Here is an 18,377-nt window from a genome sequence, read left to right as displayed (position 1 = left end):
TCAGCAAATAACGAATTGTTACGCACGGTACCCTGGTACCTGTTAAAATGTTTGCTAAATTTCATTAGCAGTCAAAGATTTTAGAACGGTGAGCGAAGTCACCAGGGGCCATGACAAACGTCAAGGTGAGTGCTAATTTTAGTGATCACCTTTGTTATGGCATGAAGAATAAACAGTTTTGGATCACCACATCATTGGTGAATTTATGCATTGTAGCGTTGTTGGGCTTTACCTTGCGAAGCAAAATTTTATTCCCGCTGAATTTTATAAACTATGGAAATTTAATTAATGCCCATTCTCATTTTGCTTTCGGCGGTTGGCTTACGCTGGCATTTTTAAACCTGTTCACGCATACGCTGGTGCCATTGCCATATCAACAACGTGCATGGTATCAATGGATGTTGTGGGGTATGTTCTTTACTGCTGTGGGGATGCTTTTTTCTTTTCCTTTTCAGGGGTACGGCCCAATTGCCATAATTTTTTCTACCTTATTTATATTCTTTACCTATGGGTATAGTTGGGTGTTTATAAAAGATATCTTAACTGTTAAAAACAGGCCGCCGGCGTATATACTGGCATTCGTTTCTATTATATGCCTGGTTATTTCTTCAGCCGGGCCATTTACCCTGGCTTATTTGATGGCCTCCAAATCGGGAAATGCCATTTTGTTTAAAGATGCTATTTACTTTTACCTGCATTTTCAGTATAACGGGTTCTTCACACTGGCTGTCTTCGCCATGCTTTTTTTTGCTGCCAATACAACTGGTTTGCCCAATAAGGTACCGGTTATCACCAAATGGTTTACCTGGTTATTGTGTGCCTCTGTTTTGCCTTCTTTCTTTCTGACATTATTATGGCATTCTGGTAATTGGGAGAGAACGTTGGCTATTCTTGGGGCGGTGCTGATTATCGGCTGCCTGATCTGTTTATTTAAAGTGGGCAGCACATTTCCGATCAGGCATATCTACAGATCTTTAATAGCAAGATGGCTTTGGTTTTTAGCGCTCTTTTCCTTTGTAATTAAATCACTATTACAAACCGGTACCTTATTCCCGGGTCTTGGCAATGCTGTCTTTGGATTACGGCCCGTTATCATTGGCTTTTTGCATTTGGTTTTTCTGGGGCTATGTACTTTTTATATTTTATCAAATTATATAAGCACCGGTGCATTTACTATTGAAAAGCGGTTTGTTCGGTCGGCAATTTTCGTATTTGCAGGGGCTGTCATTTTTCAGGAAACAATTTTATTGATCCAGGGAGTTGGATTATTGTTGGGGAATGCCAGTCCCATATACAACTGGTTGTTGTGGTTGGCTGCTATAGGATTGTTTGTTGGGTCATTTATGTTAGTAGTGGCGAGGTTGAAAAGCCGGGAGGGGTAGTGGCTCACTTGCTCCATTAATGCCGCTTTTATTTGTTAAGGTCCTTTTTAATGTCCTTTTTCACCTTAATAATAAATGCCCAGCCCAGTATAGGAAAGATTGCTGCAAACAACAGGTCCAATAAAAGTTTCAAAAAATTAATTTCAGTTTCAGGTGCATCTGGCAAACAAGGGTCACACTCTCCACTAAATCTGATGAAAAATGTTAGCGGATAACCGTAAGTGTCTTCGCCATCAGATCCTGACCTGATCTCTGCAGTTGAAATTGTGAGATAACTGAAAAGTACAATTGTAAGAACGCTAATAATTAATAAAATTTTCTTTCTCATTGCCAGTTACCGTATTTTTAGATTCTTTGCTTCCTGGATTTGGAAAACATTTTAAAGCCAAAGACGAATAGTAAAATTGCCACTCCAATTGCGATCAGTCTCCATATTCCGTTACTGCTTTCTGAATTTGAAACATCGTCTTTATATTCTTCAGACCAATAAATAGGGTGTTTGTTTATCTCAACACCATAGATGTGTACTGTTGGCCAACCAAAATGTTTCTCTTGAAACGTAGGTTCTTTAACATGGTTAAGCTTTTTTTCAAGGTCGTTTTTAGTAATTAATAAAGTAATCTTCTCACCCCGATGATACCGGGCTAAGCTATCATGGTTGAGTAAGTTGTAACCACGGCTGCCTGTCTCAAAGTTTATGTTTGAATACTCCTGTAAATGCGTGTCGTGGACGCTTCATTACTCCGATCTTGTAAAAACGATCCCTCGGTATGATTGCACACATAAATACGGCCATATTGGCGGTGTGGTTGCCCAAAACAGGAGGGTAGCACGATGGTAATGGCTTCTACAAGATCAGGTACATGCCCCATAAAGAAGGTACCTGCAGCTATGTTATCAGCAGTAATAAAAGGGAGTTGACCGGGCGCTTTTTTATTTCCCGTGGGTAGCAAAAGCGGCAATCAACGCCGTCCACCCGGTTTGATGCGAGGCGCCCAAACCAACGCCCGTGTCGCCGTGAAAATATTCGTGAAACAATAGATGATCTTTAAAATGCTCATCTGTTTGCATTTTTATTGAATGGCCCAATACCGGACGAATACCTGCTTCGTTTCGTTCAAAGATCCGGAATACCCGGCGGCTCAATTCATTGGCCACTTCATTCAGCGTCATATACCTGCCTGATCCGGTTGGACATTCCAATTTGAACTCATCTCCATAATACGAATAATAGCGTCGTAAACTTTCAATCACCAGCCAGTTCATAGGCAGCCATACCGGCCCCCGCCAGTTGCTGTTGCCGCCGAACATATTATTGTCGCTTTCTCCTGGTACATATTTCACGGTCTGCACCTGTCCATTTCCATTGAATTGATAGGGGTGTTCCAAATGAAATTTTGAAAGGGAACGAATGCCATAGTCGCTTAGAAATTCATTTTCATCCAGCAAACGTTTTAACGTCATCTTCATGCGGAAACCCCGCATCAGGCTATAAAGATGAATGCCTTCTTTATTTGTCCTGTTCCAGTGCATAACAAGGTTCGCCAGATCGGGCCGGTGTTCCTCGAACCATTTCCTGCGATTATCAAAAAAATCATCTTTTTTGATCTCACTGTCGGCAACAGTTTCTGCTACAAAAAGCGGGATAAGGCCCACAAGACTTCTGACCTTCAGTGGTACAGAAAAGTTAACGGGCAGGAACAAGCGGTCGTAATAAAAATTATCTTCTTCATCCCATAAATTTCCTTCTACGCCATTCATCGCACCGGCGATATACAGAAAATGTTCAAAATACTTCGATGTTATTTCGGTATATGCAGGATTATGCCATAAAAGCTCATGCGCAATGCGGATCATATTCAGGGCATACATAGCCATCCATCCGGTAGCATCTGATTGTTGAAGATAGCCGCCACCAGGAAGCACCGCATTCCGGTCAATTACGCCAATGTTGTCCAACCCCAGAAAACCGGCTTCAAATATGTTATCGCCCCTGGCATCTCTTCTGTTCACCCACCAGTTAAAATTCAACATAAGCTTGTGAAATGCTTTTTCCAAAAACAGCACATCCCCCTTGCCCTGGTTGGCCTGCTTGTCAGCTTTATAAATTTCCCAAATGGCCATAGCATGAATGGGCGGGTTACAATCGCTGAAGTTCCACTCATAGGCGGGCAGCTGTCCATTTGGGTGCATGTACCACTCGTTTACCATATATAATAACTGGCTTTTGGCAAATTCAATATCTACCATAGCCAGCGTATAACAATGAAACGCCATATCCCAGGCGGCAAACCAGGGAAATTCCCACTTGTCAGGCACCGAAAGTATTTCTTTGCTGTGCAGGTGTTTCCAGTCAGCGTTCCGTAGTTGTGATCGCTGCAAAGGGGGGGAGGGCTTTCCCGGATCGCCCTTCAGCCACTGATGCACATCATAGTAATAAAATTGTTTGTTCCATAACAAACCCGCCAACGCCTGCCTTTTGATATTGATTATATCCGGGTTCTTCTCCTCTTTTAAAATTTCCCCGTAAAAGGCATCGGCTTCTTCTTTTCGTAAAGAGAAGATCTGATCAAAATTGTCAAACGTATAATTCGGGTCCTGCGACAACGACAAACGAACAACAGCCGGTGAACCGGCTGGAATAGTAAGGTCATAATTAAATGCAGCTTTAGTGCCTCGTTTTGCCGGATTGATGCTTGCTGCACCGTAGATAAGATAATCATTAATGCCATCCTTATAGTAGACTGTGTTCCCCGCATACCCATACAGGCGAATGGTATTGGTTTCATTGTTACAGAACAACAATTCGGGTGAGCCTTCGGCTTTACAATAATATTGCCCTAAAGCCGGGTGAAAAGCTTCTAGGAGGCCGGTAGCGCTTGCGTTTAATTGAAGCTGACAGACATCATTTTCCCAGGCCCACGTGTTCCGGAACCATAAGGTAGGAAGTACGTTGATCGCTTGCGCTTCGCTGCCCCGGTTATAGATGGTAATCCGGATTAAAATATGTTGTGGTGATTGTTTGGCGTATTCCATTATGACATCAAAATAACGGTTGTCATCAAATACGCCGGTATCTATGAGCTCAAATTCAGGGTCTTGTTTGGTTCTGCGGCGATTTTCTTCAAGGAGCTGAATATATGGAAAAGGTGTTTGCGGATATTTATACAACATCTTCATGTAAGAATGGGTGGGGGTATTGTCCAGATAGTAATAGAGTTCCTTTACATCCTCGCCGTGATTGCCTTCTGTGTTGGTCAATCCAAAATAGCGTTCTTTCAGAACAGGATCTTTTTTATTCCACAGCGATAATGCAAAACACAACAGCTGTTCGTCATCACAAATACCGGCAATGCCTTCTTCGCCCCATCTGTAGGCTTTGCTACGCGCTATATCATGCGTTGTGAAATTCCAGGCATCACCATTGATGCTGTAATCTTCCCGCACCGTACCCCATTGCCGGTCGCTTACATACGGTCCCCATTTTTTCCAGCCGGCTGTTTTTACCCTTTCCTCTTCACTCATCATAATTATGCATTTTCATTCGAAGTAGCGTTGCACACCAATACGATCTTGCCTGTAACGCCTCCCTTTCCAAGCAGCTCATGTGCCTGTTTTGCCTCGCTAAGCGGGAATCGCTGTGCAATAAACGGCCTGATCTTTTTTTGTTGAAGCAGTTCAAACAGGGTAATGAGATCCTGTCGAAAGTATGCGGGTTTCAGGCGCATCAGCCACTGGATGCTGTAAGGAACTACCCGCTTACGGCCAGGCAGAATTCTGCTTAGAAAGATATACCACAGGAAGATGCTAATAGCACGATAGCGATGACGACGTCCTTCGCCACCTAACGTCGTTCGACCGCCGCGTAACGATCCTGTAAGACCGAAAGCAACGACCTTCCCGCCAGGACGGAGTGCTTTACGGGAAAGCCAGGTATGAGCGCCACCGATGCTTTCAAAAACGGCGTCGACGCCGTTGCCTGTAAAACGCTGAATTTCTTTTACGAAATCCTGATGCTCGTAATCGATGGGCGTAGCGCCGAGATTGGATACAAACGACATATCCCGCGATGAACAGGTGCCGTATAGCTCCACCCCCGCGAGGCGCCCAAGCTGCAGCAACGCAGTACCAACTCCACCTGCTGCACCATGGATCAACGCACGTTGCCCTGGTTTAATTCTGGCCGAACGATGTAACATTTGATACGCCGTAATGTAGTTCAGTACGAGGCTGACGGCCTCTGCGGGATCTAACCCCTGGGGCACCGGCACCAATAAATGCTGTGGCAAACAAATAACCTCAGTATACGCGCCGAATATGGGCAGCGCCGCCACTTGCTGGCCTGGTTCGATCCCAGACACGCCATCACCTACTTTATCAACCACTCCAACTATATCCCAGCCCGGGGTGAAAGGCAGCCTGGGCGTTTCCGGATGAATACCTTCACGCATCATTACGTCGGGCAACGACACGCCAGCGGCCTGTACCCTTACCCGTACTTCACCTTTTTTCGGCTCAGGATATGCTTCTTCAACCACATGAAGTTCATCGGGCCCGCCATAGTGGCTAACAACAATATGTTTGTAGGTCATGGTCCTGTTCTCTATATGCGGTGAACCAATACTTGTGCCTGCTTCGCCTGTTGCGAGATCAAAGAATAATGAATGTTTCATAGCTGAAATTTTAGAAGTGAATAATTGTTGTTTTCAGCATATGGATTGTCATTTAAGGTACTTAATAGCTATGAAATATTGAATGAGCCTCGTCAACCCCAACAATGATAACAGGATGATCTTCCTCATTGTATATGATCATAATTTGCATTACCTTTTATTTATGCTGCCCGACCTTCCAAGGAGGATCAAAACCCTGGCATTAATTTGCCTGTTTACCAGCTTCGCCGGCGTCATTTATCAACTCATCAGGGAAATGCGCCTCGATCATAATAGTGTATTGGTAGGGTTCCCGTTAGGCCTGGTTTGTGGCCTGCTTGAGTTGTTTCTGCTTCCAAAAGCCAAACAATGGGGGCAGAAATGGTCTTTTACAAAAGTTTTCATCCTGAAAACCCTGTTCTATACGGTCGTCATTTATGTTGTTACAATTTCCCTGGTGATTATAGGAGGATTGTTTGAAGGCCGCAAATGGGGAGAACTCCCGGCAATCCTGGCATCGCGCCAACAACTGGTATTAGTGATTTACACGCTGGTAATTTATGGATTGCTGGTGTTCTTCATCCAGATGAACCAACTGCTGGGAGAAGGCGTCTTATGGAAATTTATCCGTGGCAAATACCATCAACCCCACGAGGAAGAGCGCATTTTCATGTTCCTTGATATGAAGTCGTCAACCACGATTGCTGAGCAATTGGGGCACGTGCGTTTCTATAAATTATTGAATGAGCTCTTCCATGAAATTTCACAACCGGTACTTCAAACAAAAGCCGAGATCTATCAATACATCGGCGATGAGGTGGTGCTTACCTGGGAGGTGAAGGATGGGCTGGAAAATTCGAATTGCTTAAGGGCTTTTTTCCTGTTCCAGCAAAATCTGATCAATAACAGTGAACACTATATCAAAAAATTTGGCGTAAAGCCCGAGTTCAAGGCCGGACTGCATTTCGGAAAAGTAGTAAGCGCGCAAATTGGTGATCTCAAGCGTGAAATAGTCTATAACGGCGATGTGCTGAATACGACTGCAAGAATTCAGGATGAATGTAATAAATACCAGCGCAACTGTCTTGTTTCCGGAATTTTGATGAACCGGCTTCAACAAATGAACGGTTTTCAGTGGGAGCGGGTAGATGTTGTAAAATTGAGGGGTAAGGAGCTGGAAGTTGAAATTTTTAGTGTAAGTGATGCTCATAGGCAGTTACGGGGAGGGCTTACCACTTAAAGCCTTGGTGTAACCGGTTTGTGCGGGTTCTCAAACGTATTGCAGCCACGAACTTTGAGTTTACGGCGATAAACCTTGTCGCCGCAGGAAACATAGATAGTATTAAAATTGGCACCGCCAAAACAGCAATTGGAGGGCGTGCCTGACGGCACGGGTATGATAGCATTTACCCGGCCTATCTGGTCGAGTACCTGTATGCCCAGGCGTGTTGTTGTGTATACCCTTCCTGCCGTATCACATTTAAGGCCGTCGGGCCAGGCGTTTTCATCAGTATCGGGTACATGCAGCCAGCCATACCGTTGTTTATAGGTAAGTTTCCCATCGGGCAAAATTTTGTAGATCCATATCCAGTGAGCCGCCGATTCCGCTACATATAACTGCGTTTGGTCGGGTGATAGCGTAATGCCGTTTGGATATTTCAATCCCTCATCCACAACCAGTTTTTCTCCATTAGGCCTAAGAAGATAGATCCTGCCCGGTTTGGCAGCGCCATCGGGTACTGTAACATAAATATTTCCATTGCCTGCCACTACAAGATCGTTGCCTGGAAAGCTATCTGCCACTATTGTCTCTTTTTCATTCTTATCATAGCTTATGATCTGTTTGGTTGCGCCGGCTACCACATACCGTTTACCACCTGCACCAAAGCTGGTGCCACTTGCTCTTTTGGAATCAGGGTTTATCGTAACCAGTTTACCATCCAGTGCCACCTTATATGTTTTTGCATTGCGGATATCCTGGAAGAAAACTTCTCCTGCCGCATTAGCTGCCGTACCTTCTGTAAACTGGTATCCCTGTCCCACTAATTGCCAGTCTTCACCGGGAATAAGTATATCGTTTAAAAACTCGTTCTTTGAATTTCCTTTGGCAACCGGCGCAGGCCAGTTCTTCCAAAGCCAGCGCATGGCTTCGGGGAAAATCGCTGTACCCTGTTTGTGGTTGTGCGTGCCTTCACCCCAAACATGGTTTACTTCATAGCCGGCAAAGATCAATGAACGTTCCATCATTTCATTTGCTTTCCACCAGTCGCCCCCATATTTGTTGTTGTCATTGGCCCCGTCCTGCAGGAAAACCCTTATCGGTTTTGGCTCGTATTTGCGAATAAGCACCGGGTAGCGATCGCCACCACGTAGACCCACATACGTGCCAATGGCGCTGAATACGCGCGAAAATTCATTGGGATATTCCCACGCAGCAGTAAAGGCACAGATAGCCCCGCTGCTGGAACCGCCAATAGCACGGTCGTTACCGTTTTTAGACAAACGTATTGCACGACCGTCGCTTGTTTTTTGTTTTTCAACGTCGGGTAAGATCTCGTTCAAAATAAACTGTGCATAAGCACCTCCCAGGCCATCGTATTCAAAACTGCGGTTGAAGCGTGCCAATGCTATTGCGCCGCTATCGGGCATTACTCTGCCCGGCGTAACGAAAACCCCAATGGTAACCGGCATTTCCTTCCTGTAAATAAGATTGTCGAATTCGGTAGGGGCATTCCATTGTATGCCATCCTGGTTCACGTATACACAGGCTGGTTGATCGGGACGGTACTGGGCAGGTATGTATATCCAGTATTCACGCCAGGTGCCGGGAAAAATGGTAGAATGATCAAAAGTGAATTTCAGTACTTCTCCTTTTGGCACACCCGGTTGTACCTCGCTGGCAGGGTCAACAGGATAATTTTCTACGGGTGCCTGTGTCATGCCTGCAAATGTGGTCATAACTGCAATCATTAGTAGCATCGCTTTCATGTACTAAATATAACACCAATTTTAGTTTGGTGGAAGGAATTCAAATGCCTAACCTCCTTGTATGCGATGAAGTAAGGTTATTGGGTGATATAGAGTTGATAAAATTATAATACCATAATTGGGTTGTGGTATGGGAAAGCGCCAACGAAAGGATGAATATATTAAATACTAAACCCCGGTAACTGCGAAAAATGATCGCCGCTGCCGGGGTTTTATCTGTTATATTATAGCTCTAATCTGCTTTGGCCGACGAGCTTTGCAGTAACTTGAACAATTCATCCAGTTTGGGCGAAAGAATTATTTCTGTTCTTCTGTTCAAAGCCCTTCCGCCCGCATTGCTATTCGATTGAACCGGTTCATACTGGCTATGGCCCGAAGCAATGACCCTTTCAGGGCTCACTTTATAATCAATCGTCAATATCCTTACAATGGAGGCCGCTCGTGCCAGGCTCAGGTCCCAGTTATCCTGGTATTTGCCACGAATGGGAATGGAATCTGTATGGCCTTCAATGTCTACTGTTATTTCCGGATTCACATTAAGCACTTCAGCGAGTTTTGCCAGCGCTTCTTTTCCTTTGGGATTCACTACGGCACTGCCCGAAGGGAACAGTAAATTTTCCTGGAGGCTCACATACACTTTACCGTTTTTAGTGGCTACAGTGAGCTCATTCGATTTGAAACCGGTAAGGGCATCAGCCATCTTTTTTCTGATCTCTTCGATGGCCATTTTTTGCTGGTCCATCAATGCCTGTAACTGTTCCAGTTTTTTCCGCTGATTAACCAGTTCCTGTCCGCTCTTATTAAGCTGGGTTTGCTTGTTGGAAGATTCATTTATTAATTTGACCCTTTCCTGGTTCAGATCGGAGATCTCTTTTGACAATTTGTCAATTTGCTCTTCCTGTTCAGTGATGGTCTTTGCTTTTGAATCAATTGTTTTCTCGTGATCAGCTATCTGTTGTTTTAGCTGGCTCACTTTCTGGGCAAGCGCAGCGCTGTCGTTCCGGGCAGATTGCAATGCCGACTGTGAGGCTTTAAATTTTTTGGTAGGAACACAACTACTTAAAAGGACCAGGGCGCCAATAAATAGCTTCGTTACAGTAAATATTCTATTCATAATTGTGGATATGTGATTTTGGGGCAGGTGCACAAGAATTGTACCACTTGCCATTAAACCAGGGGCAAATGTATTACTCTTAAATTAAAAATTGGTTAGAAAGGCTGCGGGCGCTTGCCGTTCAGGAAGTATAGAGCGGAAAATGCGAATGCTGAAACAATTAGTCCCGCATCTTCATAAATCCCTAAGCTAAAAGCTGCTGAAAAGCCAATGATCGACCATAATAGCGGAATTATCGACAGGTAAAAGGGTATACGTGGTTGAGTTAATAGAAATACAGCAAGCGTGAAAATGGTGGTGGGGCAGGGAAGGCCAAAAGTCGGCGAATAAGGATAGTCATGACCTGCGAAATGGCCGGTCAATGGATAAAAGATAAGCGCATAAATCAATAGTAGCACACTGGTGATACTGCGTATATTTTTTTGAAATGTAAATAAAGGAAATTTCTTTAACCCATAATGCAGGAAGAAAATGCCCTGCAAAATGAATAGCATGCCAAATAAATAAGCAACCTTATTGATGGCCGAAAAATACCCGATATGATACACGATACCCATCCAGATCCAAAAGGTGGCGAGAATAATGGGTACCATCTTTTGTTGCCTTTTACTGCCTCTGTAAATGATCATTATAGTTAAAACAGCCAATAATAAGAGGAGAACCTGTAAGGGGTATACACTGATATTGTATTTATGAAATACTTCCAAAAATTGTTCTCTGGTAAATGGCAGTTTCATCTGTAATACTTTGTTTAAACAGGATGGTCAACCCCTTCATTATTGAAAGTAGTATTTTATCTAAACTGAAGTTGTGACAGGTGTCATTGAACAGGGTGATTTATTTCAGGCAGGGAGTAAGAAAATCAGCGTTCTGATGAGGGAATTTTTTGGTGGATGCAATCTGGCTAAAATAGTAATATTGCTGCTGACCATAACCAAACTATCATCGTATGAGAGCGATCCTATTTTTCCTTCTTCTCCAGGTAACCTATATACAGGCACAGCAAACGTATGTAACTGAAAAGGATATTGCTTATTATCCGGCGTCCGTTTCTGAAAAGGATGCGTACATGAATGCGCAATGCAAACTGGATCTGTACTATCCCAAAGGCTCGAAGAACTTTGCAACCATTGTTTGGTTTCATGGCGGCGGTTTAACCGGCGGACAAAAAGAAATTCCTGCTGCTCTTATGGAAAAGGGTTATGCGGTGGTAGGCGTGGGTTACCGGTTGTCGCCAAAGGTGAAAGCGCCGGCGTATATTGAAGATGCGGCAGCGGCAGTAGCCTGGGTATATCAACACATTCAAAGTTATGGTGGTACTACCCGGCTTATTTTTATTTCGGGACATTCAGCAGGCGCCTACCTGGGAATGATGATCGGGCTTGATAAAAAATATTTGAACAAATACGGCATCGATGCAGACAGTATAGCGGGCCTTATTCCATTCAGTGGACAGGCAATCACCCATTTTACTATCCGCAGTGAAAGAGGCATCAAGGGAACGCAACCCGTTATCGATGAATATGCCCCATTGTACCATGTTCGAAACAATGCGCCGCCCATGCTGCTGATAACCGGCGACCGGGAGCTGGAAATGCTGGGGCGATATGAAGAAAACGCCTATTTATGGCGCATGATGAAACTGGCCGGGCATACCCGCACAAGGTTATGCGAATTAGATGGATTTGATCATGGTGGAATGGCGCAGCCCGCCTTTCCCTTGTTGCTTAAAGAAGTGGCCACCATCAAAAAGGAGCTTACGCATAATTAAAATATCAAAGCCGCATAGATCGAATGATGTATGCGGCTTTGTTGTTGTAAATGGCTATACCTCCTGAATTAAGCATCCGGTATTTCAGGCTCTACTAATTTCGCCAGTTTTTCCAGCGATTCCTGCCAGCCGAGGTAACACATTTCAACAGGTATAACAGCAGGAATGCCTTCCTGGGTAATTTTTATTTCTGTACCTGCAATGGTTTTCCTGAGCTGAACAGTGGTGGTCATTTCACCGGGCAGGTTAGGATTGTCGAATTTATCAGTGTATTTCAACAACTCATTGGGTTTGATCTCCACGTATGTTCCACCAAATGAATGGCTATTCCCGGTTGAAAAGTTCTGGAACGACATCTTATGAGAACCACCGGGCTTTACATTCATTTCATGAACGATGCAAACAAACCCGTAAGGAGGCAGCCAGGACGCAATGGCGGGCGCTTCGGTAAAGGCGCGGAATACTTTTTCCGGTGATGTTTTAAGTACTCTGTGTAGCGAAACAGTGTTGTTCGACATAAGAATTTTTTTTGATCCTACTCGTCTGGCTTTTCGGTTCCGCCCGTTTTTAAAGTGGTTGCTGCTCCACCTGTCTTTTTATTGGTTTGATGAAATTATTCTTACCTGTTCTTTGTCATTAGTTCAATGGCTTTTGTTGATACTGCTCATGTTTTTCTTTTAGTGTTCAACAAAGTTAAACCGGATGTGTTGCTCATGCCGGGTGCCTTTGCGACATTATAAGGGCCCTTTGCGACTATTTTCTTTTGCGTGGCATTGTTTTTACAGCGGGATAGTTTTCATTCTTTATTAAGCTTAATAAGATAATGGGGATATGACAGGTTCAGGAGACGATGCGGCCGCGATCAGGGCGCTTACATTCAGGTTTATACAAGCCTTCAACGCGGGGGATATTGAAGCTATTATGAGCAATTATGTAAGGGACGAAAGCCTCGTGGTGTTCGATGTGGTGCCGCGGAAGGAATACCGGGGCGCCGATGCCTATCGCGAGGCCTGGGCCGATATGTTTGCACGAATGGAGGGCAGCCCGAAAATGGAAGTTGCCGGTCAGGCTATTACTGTTGATGGTGCGGTTGCATTCGGTCACTGCTTCATGTACGTTACAGGTACCGATACGCAAGGTCATCTGGTCAACAGATGGGTACGCGTTACCAACGGCTATCGCAAGATAGCCGGCAACTGGCTGATCGCACTTGAACATATTTCAGTGCCTGTGGATCTGGCTTCCGGCAAACTGGTGCCCATTCAACGGCCGTAATGGATTATTATTTTTTTGCGTTGGTGATGATAGTATTGGGGGAGGCTGCTATGCCAGCAATGCCTTTGCTTTTTCTGTGATCATAGACGCAATTTGTCCTTTAAATAGCGCTACCGCAAAAGGCAGGTCCGATTCCAGTTGCACTTCATTTTCCTTCACCTGTATAGTGCCGTCAATAGTAAAACCTTTGGCGGTAAAACTGAAACTGCCATTGGGGCCATTCCAGTTTTCCTGTACGTTGGTAATTGTTCCTTTTTGTTCTTCCTGTATGCGGCCCAGCATTTGTTTAACCCGGCTCAATGCTTCTTCCTGCGTCTGTGTATGGGGAATGCTTAAAGATAACTTCGACATATTTATATTGTTGATAACCTTTTCCTCTTATGTACAGTGCAAAGATAGGGTGGTTACCATTGTAAACCAATCATCATTGAATTTTATGATCGCCGCTATTGGTAATGGGTTTGTATGGCTTGAAATTATTTCGGATAAACAAAATTGGTTTGAACTTCTTTTGTCTTTATGGGTCTTACCTCAATACTTGCAGAAGGAACAAAGGCAAATTCCGGATTTTGTTTGGCAATTTCAACGGCTTCGTCAAAGCTGTCTGCTATAATGTGGTAATAGCCCACCTGTATTTCTTTAGTTGGATCAACCGGGGTAGTCTTCCATGCATTAGCTGCTTTTGAAATAATACAACCTTCCCGTACTATTGGTTGTGCAGCTATTAGTTTGTTGTGTGATTTTAGCTGCTCAATATAAACTTCGCATTGTTTAATGAATTGCAAATGCTCGTTGGGCGAAAGGCTGGCTTTTGCATCCCCGGCATTCCGTATGTACAACATATATTCGTTTGGCATATTGAATGGTTTAAATATTGAATTTAATCAATTTATATCAGATCCTGTTTGGGTTCCTGGAAATAAAAAGGTGAAATTCAGAATGTTACCAAGCTGGTATATGCGCAAACATTCAATTATACGGCCCAAAAAGTGGTACAACCCGTTTGCGGATTACAGAACGGAAGTATTACCGGTATAACCTCAGCGGGTGCAGAAGCCTATTACTGGATCAATTTGAGAACAGGCGATACTGCGAGCAAAGCTAAAGACCTGGTGAATGCCGGCCCGGGGGAATACCTGCTGTATGCCGTACATGGCGGCACCTGTATAAAGTCTATATACCAAAGTATTGTACTGGATGATGTTACTCCGGTAATTACCATGTATCCTTCTATTCAGCAACCAGCCTGCGGCCTGTCAAATGGAAGCATAACGGGGATGCGCGTTTCTTATACCCAAAACTCGAAACTGGAATGGAAAAACGAATTGGGACACCATACCCAATGCCTTTACGCCTAACAATGATGGCAAAAACGACCGGCTGCAGCTACGGGTGAAGGGGTATATAGAATTGAATTATTTTAGAATATACAATCGTTGGGGGCAAATTATATTTGAAACAAAAACCCTGAATGATGGATGGAACGGTACCTGGAATGGTGCTTTACAACAAACCGGCACTTATATCTGGGTAGCTGAAGGGATAGATCTTCTCGGAAATACCATAAGGGACAAAGGTAGTTTTGTTTTGATCCGTTAAAAAAACTGTATCCATCCTATATGTAATTCATATACACCCTGCATCAGGAAAGAAAACACTTCTATGAAGCGCCGTTTTCTTTTCATGCTATTAGTGATGACAATCGCAGCAGTAGCCGCCTCTGCCCAGCAACAGGACCCTGTTATGACCCGCCCTCAGTTGTTGCCGTTGCCAAAGCTCGCGCCGGTGAAATTGCCTATAAGGCCCACCACTGGCTTAGGCTGTTCACCAATCAATGACGATTGGTACCGGGAAGGCACGCTGCTGGGCACTAACAGTGCCGGAAAAGTGTACGGGATGCCAGTAGACAATATGCTTTGCCTGGTGCCTGATGGCGCTAAAACTACCCGCATGCCGGTGAAAAGAACAACGCTGCCTGAGCCAATGCCAAATGCGTTTTCGGGGCGGGTTATACAGGGCCGGCGGTAGCAGGTTGTTTGGAAATTGTTTAATTATTTGATAATAAGATGTTTGTGTCTTGAGGGGGCGCCATTGGCCCCTCCATTTTACCCCATTGGCTGCCACCCGCACCCAATTTCTTTTTTAGCTATCTTCGCCCCTCAATCTATATCCATATCTCTCGATGACAAAGTCTTCCCTGCGCCGGAAATTCCTTTACTTTCTCTATCTCCTCATAGTGGTATTTGTTCTCCTCGAAATTGCATTGCGCATTTATAACCCGTTACATTTCAGGATCCGGGGAAACCAGATCCTGCTGCCCATTAGCCAACAACTGACCATTAAGAATGAGATCAACCCCAAACTCGACTCTGTTATCATAAATACCCGGAACGGCCTCGGTTTCAGGGGACCCGAAAAGCCTGCTAACTGGGATAGCGCCCTCACCCTGATAACAGTTGGGGGCAGTACTACCGAATGCCATTTTCTCTCTGATAACAAAACCTGGGAATACCAGCTCGAACAGCTGCTGAAACCTGCCATTAAAAACCTCTGGCTTAATAATGCGGGCTTTGACGGGCATTCCACTTTCGGCCACCAGGTATTGCTGAACGATTACCTCATTAAGCTCAAACCTAAAATAATTCTATTCTATGTAGGGATCAATGATGTTGAAAATGACCAGCCCTCTTTTCACGACGAATTGAACCGGCGCGGCGGCTATTCCGACCTGAAACATTATCTCTTCAACAACAGCGAAGTACTGAATATTGGTTTGAACCTGGCGCGGGGCTGGCGGGCGCAGAAAATGAATAATACCACCCATGCCATGATCGATCTGCAGAAAGGTACAGCCAGGGTAATGACTGAACAACAGCTCGCTGCGCGAAAAGAACAGCAAAATAAATTCCTGCCTGGCTACGAAAAACGGCTGGGACAGCTGATAGATACCTGCCAACGGTATGGCATAACGCCGGTGTTTATGACCCAGGCGCTTCTGTTTGGGCAGGGAACTGATTCCCTCACCGGCGTAAACCTCGAAACTTTCGATACCGGGCATGGTATGAATGGCCGTTGCGAATTCGAAGTGCTGGAACTGTACAATGATGTTACGCGGAAATTATGCGCGCAGAAAAATGTACCCGTGATCGATCTGGCCCGGCTGATGCCGAAAAACAGCCTTTATTTTTACGATAACGTACATTTTACCAATGCCGGCGCCGGGAAAATGGCCGCCATCATTGCCCCGGAGCTAAAAGGGATTATTTCCCGCAATTTTCATTCTTTTGCACATGAATAATATGAGAGAGGCGGACAAAAAAACAATTCTGGGGATCTCGGCGTTCTACCACGATGCTGCGGCAGCCATCATCGAAGATGGCAACATCATTGCCGCCGCACAGGAGGAACGGTTCACCCGGAAAAAGCATGACGCCGCCTTTCCCGTTAATGCCATCCGGTTTTGCCTCGAACACGCCGGCCGTAGCATCAATGACCTCGATGCGGTTGTTTTTTACGACAAGCCACTGCTGAAGTTTGAACGCCTGCTCGAAACGTATTACGCGTTCTCCCCAAAAGGGTGGAAGTCATTTATAATGGCCATGCCCGTATGGATCAAAGAGAAATTGTTCCTGAAAAAAAACATCCGCGAGGGGTTGAACAGCATTGAAAAAGTGGATAAAAAGAAATTGAAGCTCCTGTTTGCCGAACACCATCTTTCGCATGCTGCCAGCGCCTTTTATGCTTCTCCTTTTGATAAGGCAGCTATATTAACCATTGATGGAGTGGGGGAATGGGCAACGGCTTCTATTGGCATTGGAGAAGGTAACAAGATCACTACGCTCAAAGAACTGCATTTCCCGCATTCGGTGGGTTTATTATATTCTTCGTTCACTTATTATTGTGGGTTTAAGGTTAATTCGGGCGAGTATAAATTAATGGGCCTGGCGCCTTACGGCAATGCAAATTCGGGAAATGTAAAGAAGTTTAAAGAACTGATCACCCGGCACCTGGTCGATGTAAAAGAAGATGGATCTATCTTTTTGAACCAGGAATATTTTAGCTATGCCACCGGTGACCGCATGGTGTACGATAAAAAATGGCAGGCTTTGTTTGGCTTTCCCCGCCGCCCATCCGAATCACCACTGGAACAACCCCATTGCGACCTGGCGCTTGCTATACAGGAGGTAACAGAAGAAATTGTGCTCAACCTCGCCCGCGAAGCAAAGAGGCTTACCAATGCCGATCATTTATGCATGGCCGGTGGGGTAGCATTGAATTGTGTTGCCAATGGGAAACTGGACGATGCCCGGCTTTTCAAACAACTGTTCATACAACCGGCAGCCGGCGATGCGGGCGGTGCATTGGGCGCCGCTTTGGCCGCACACTATATTTATTTTGGCGGGAACCGGAAGGGGCGTACAACGGAAATGGACAGCCTGCAGGGCTCCTACCTGGGACCCGAATACGCCGACCAGGCAATTCTTGCCATGGCAAGAAAATACAGGGCGCCCTATACACAGTTTGCGGAGGAAGATGCCTTGTTAAACGAAACGGCCCGGTTAATAGCCCAAAAAAGTAGTATCGGCTGGCACCAGGGGCGCATGGAGTTTGGTCCGCGCGCATTGGGCGCCAGAAGCATTCTGGCCGATGCCCGCGACCCGCAAATGCAAAAGAAGCTGAACGAGCAAATCAAATTCCGGGAAAGCTTCCGGCCCTTTGCCCCGGCGGTGCTGGCAGAAGAGGTGGCCGGCTATTTTGAACATGCGGGCGCTTCGCCCTATATGTTACTGGTAAAACCGGTAAAAAAAGACCGGCAGATCCCATATCCGCCAGGTTATGAAAGTAACGACCTGTTAGGTAAATTGTATTTTCAGCGCAGCAATTTGCCTGCTATTACCCATATCGATCATTCGGCCCGTATTCAAACTGTACATAAAGAAACCAACCCGCGTTTCTGGAAACTGCTGAACGCTTTTAAACAGCAAACCGGCTGTGCGGTACTAATCAATACCAGTTTTAATGTGCGCGGCGAACCCATTGTTAATACACCCGAAGATGCCTATCGTTGTTTTATGCGAACCGGGATGGATTACCTGATAATCGGTAACTTTATCTTTTGCAAAAAAGACCAACCCGCGTGGCACGAAAAAACCGATTGGGAGCAGGAGTTCACGCTGGATTAAAAACACGCAGAA

Annotated in this window: 18 protein-coding genes; 9 read left to right on the top strand and 9 right to left on the bottom strand. The window is 45.1% G+C overall.

From position 1 onward, the window contains the following. The first annotated feature begins 110 nt into the window (after positions 1-110). On the top strand, positions 111-1,382 hold the full coding sequence (locus A3860_RS40185) for a hypothetical protein (protein ID WP_143774492.1): 1,272 nt from the start codon (positions 111-113) through the stop codon (positions 1,380-1,382). A 28-nt stretch (positions 1,383-1,410) separates the two neighbouring features. On the opposite strand, the gene A3860_RS40180 is transcribed toward A3860_RS40185, so the two are convergent. From A3860_RS40180 to A3860_RS40170, 3 genes are all read right to left on the bottom strand, one after another. Then, on the bottom strand, positions 1,411-1,710 hold the full coding sequence (locus tag A3860_RS40180) for a hypothetical protein (protein ID WP_081156230.1): 300 nt from the start codon (positions 1,708-1,710) through the stop codon (positions 1,411-1,413). A 605-nt stretch (positions 1,711-2,315) separates the two neighbouring features. Then, positions 2,316-4,910, bottom strand: a complete 2,595-nt coding sequence (locus tag A3860_RS40175; RefSeq protein ID WP_081156229.1) for an MGH1-like glycoside hydrolase domain-containing protein — start codon at positions 4,908-4,910, stop codon at positions 2,316-2,318. A gap of 2 nt (positions 4,911-4,912) precedes the next feature. After that, positions 4,913-6,055, bottom strand: a complete 1,143-nt coding sequence (locus A3860_RS40170; RefSeq protein WP_216823624.1) for a medium chain dehydrogenase/reductase family protein — start codon at positions 6,053-6,055, stop codon at positions 4,913-4,915. Between the two features lie 82 nt (positions 6,056-6,137). Between A3860_RS40170 and A3860_RS40165 the strand changes: the two genes are divergently transcribed. After that, a complete protein-coding gene (locus tag A3860_RS40165) occupies positions 6,138-7,274 on the top strand; it encodes an adenylate/guanylate cyclase domain-containing protein (RefSeq protein ID WP_081156228.1) in 1,137 nt (378 codons plus the stop codon). Here A3860_RS40165 and A3860_RS40160 read toward each other — a convergent pair. From A3860_RS40160 to A3860_RS40150, 3 genes are all read right to left on the bottom strand, one after another. Then, positions 7,271-8,992, bottom strand: coding sequence for an SMP-30/gluconolactonase/LRE family protein (locus tag A3860_RS40160; RefSeq protein WP_245843732.1), 1,722 nt, complete (start codon positions 8,990-8,992; stop codon positions 7,271-7,273). The two genes, A3860_RS40165 and A3860_RS40160, sit on opposite strands and share 4 nt — an antisense overlap. Before the next feature lie 262 nt (positions 8,993-9,254). Continuing rightward, entirely contained in the window at positions 9,255-10,136 is an 882-nt protein-coding gene (locus tag A3860_RS40155) for an OmpA family protein (RefSeq protein WP_081156226.1), read from the bottom strand. Positions 10,137-10,231: 95 nt separating this feature from the next. Then, on the bottom strand, positions 10,232-10,873 hold the full coding sequence (locus A3860_RS40150) for a DUF6064 family protein (RefSeq protein ID WP_081156225.1): 642 nt from the start codon (positions 10,871-10,873) through the stop codon (positions 10,232-10,234). Positions 10,874-11,085: 212 nt separating this feature from the next. Between A3860_RS40150 and A3860_RS40145 the strand changes: the two genes are divergently transcribed. Further along, a complete protein-coding gene (locus A3860_RS40145; protein WP_081156224.1) occupies positions 11,086-11,907 on the top strand; it encodes an alpha/beta hydrolase in 822 nt (273 codons plus the stop codon). Positions 11,908-11,975: 68 nt separating this feature from the next. Here the strand turns inward: A3860_RS40145 and A3860_RS40140 are convergent, their stop codons facing one another. Then, entirely contained in the window at positions 11,976-12,425 is a 450-nt protein-coding gene (locus A3860_RS40140; protein ID WP_081156223.1) for an SRPBCC family protein, read from the bottom strand. A gap of 313 nt (positions 12,426-12,738) precedes the next feature. On the opposite strand from A3860_RS40140, the gene A3860_RS40135 reads away from it, so the two are divergent. Continuing rightward, positions 12,739-13,182, top strand: coding sequence for a YybH family protein (locus tag A3860_RS40135; RefSeq protein ID WP_081156222.1), 444 nt, complete (start codon positions 12,739-12,741; stop codon positions 13,180-13,182). Positions 13,183-13,230: 48 nt separating this feature from the next. Here A3860_RS40135 and A3860_RS40130 read toward each other — a convergent pair whose 3' ends face one another. Together A3860_RS40130 and A3860_RS40125 are read right to left on the bottom strand one after the other, a co-directional pair. Beyond that, positions 13,231-13,533, bottom strand: coding sequence for a polyhydroxyalkanoic acid system family protein (locus A3860_RS40130; RefSeq protein ID WP_081156221.1), 303 nt, complete (start codon positions 13,531-13,533; stop codon positions 13,231-13,233). 125 nt (positions 13,534-13,658) lie between these two features. Continuing rightward, complete coding sequence (locus A3860_RS40125) at positions 13,659-14,039, bottom strand: YciI family protein (RefSeq protein WP_081156220.1); 381 nt, start codon at positions 14,037-14,039, stop codon at positions 13,659-13,661. Positions 14,040-14,171: 132 nt separating this feature from the next. On the opposite strand from A3860_RS40125, the gene A3860_RS40120 reads away from it, so the two are divergent. The 5 genes from A3860_RS40120 (at position 14,172) to A3860_RS40100 (ending at position 18,365) form a co-directional block, all read left to right on the top strand. Further along, positions 14,172-14,540, top strand: coding sequence for a hypothetical protein (locus tag A3860_RS40120; RefSeq protein WP_081156219.1), 369 nt, complete (start codon positions 14,172-14,174; stop codon positions 14,538-14,540). A gap of 34 nt (positions 14,541-14,574) precedes the next feature. Beyond that, positions 14,575-14,781, top strand: coding sequence for a T9SS type B sorting domain-containing protein (locus A3860_RS42425; RefSeq protein WP_394334806.1), 207 nt, complete (start codon positions 14,575-14,577; stop codon positions 14,779-14,781). Between the two features lie 63 nt (positions 14,782-14,844). After that, positions 14,845-15,210, top strand: a complete 366-nt coding sequence (locus A3860_RS40110) for a hypothetical protein (RefSeq protein ID WP_081156217.1) — start codon at positions 14,845-14,847, stop codon at positions 15,208-15,210. A 154-nt stretch (positions 15,211-15,364) separates the two neighbouring features. Then, complete coding sequence (locus A3860_RS40105; RefSeq protein WP_081156216.1) at positions 15,365-16,480, top strand: SGNH/GDSL hydrolase family protein; 1,116 nt, start codon at positions 15,365-15,367, stop codon at positions 16,478-16,480. Beyond that, entirely contained in the window at positions 16,473-18,365 is a 1,893-nt protein-coding gene (locus tag A3860_RS40100) for a carbamoyltransferase family protein (RefSeq protein ID WP_216823623.1), read from the top strand. Before A3860_RS40105 ends, A3860_RS40100 begins: the two co-directional genes overlap by 8 nt. Positions 18,366-18,377 lie beyond the last annotated feature (12 nt).

It is taken from the genome of Niastella vici (assembly GCF_002077945.1).
GTDB lineage: Bacteria > Bacteroidota > Bacteroidia > Chitinophagales > Chitinophagaceae > Niastella > Niastella vici.
Note: the sequence above shows the minus strand (reverse complement) of the source record. Positions and strands in the feature narration are given on the sequence as shown.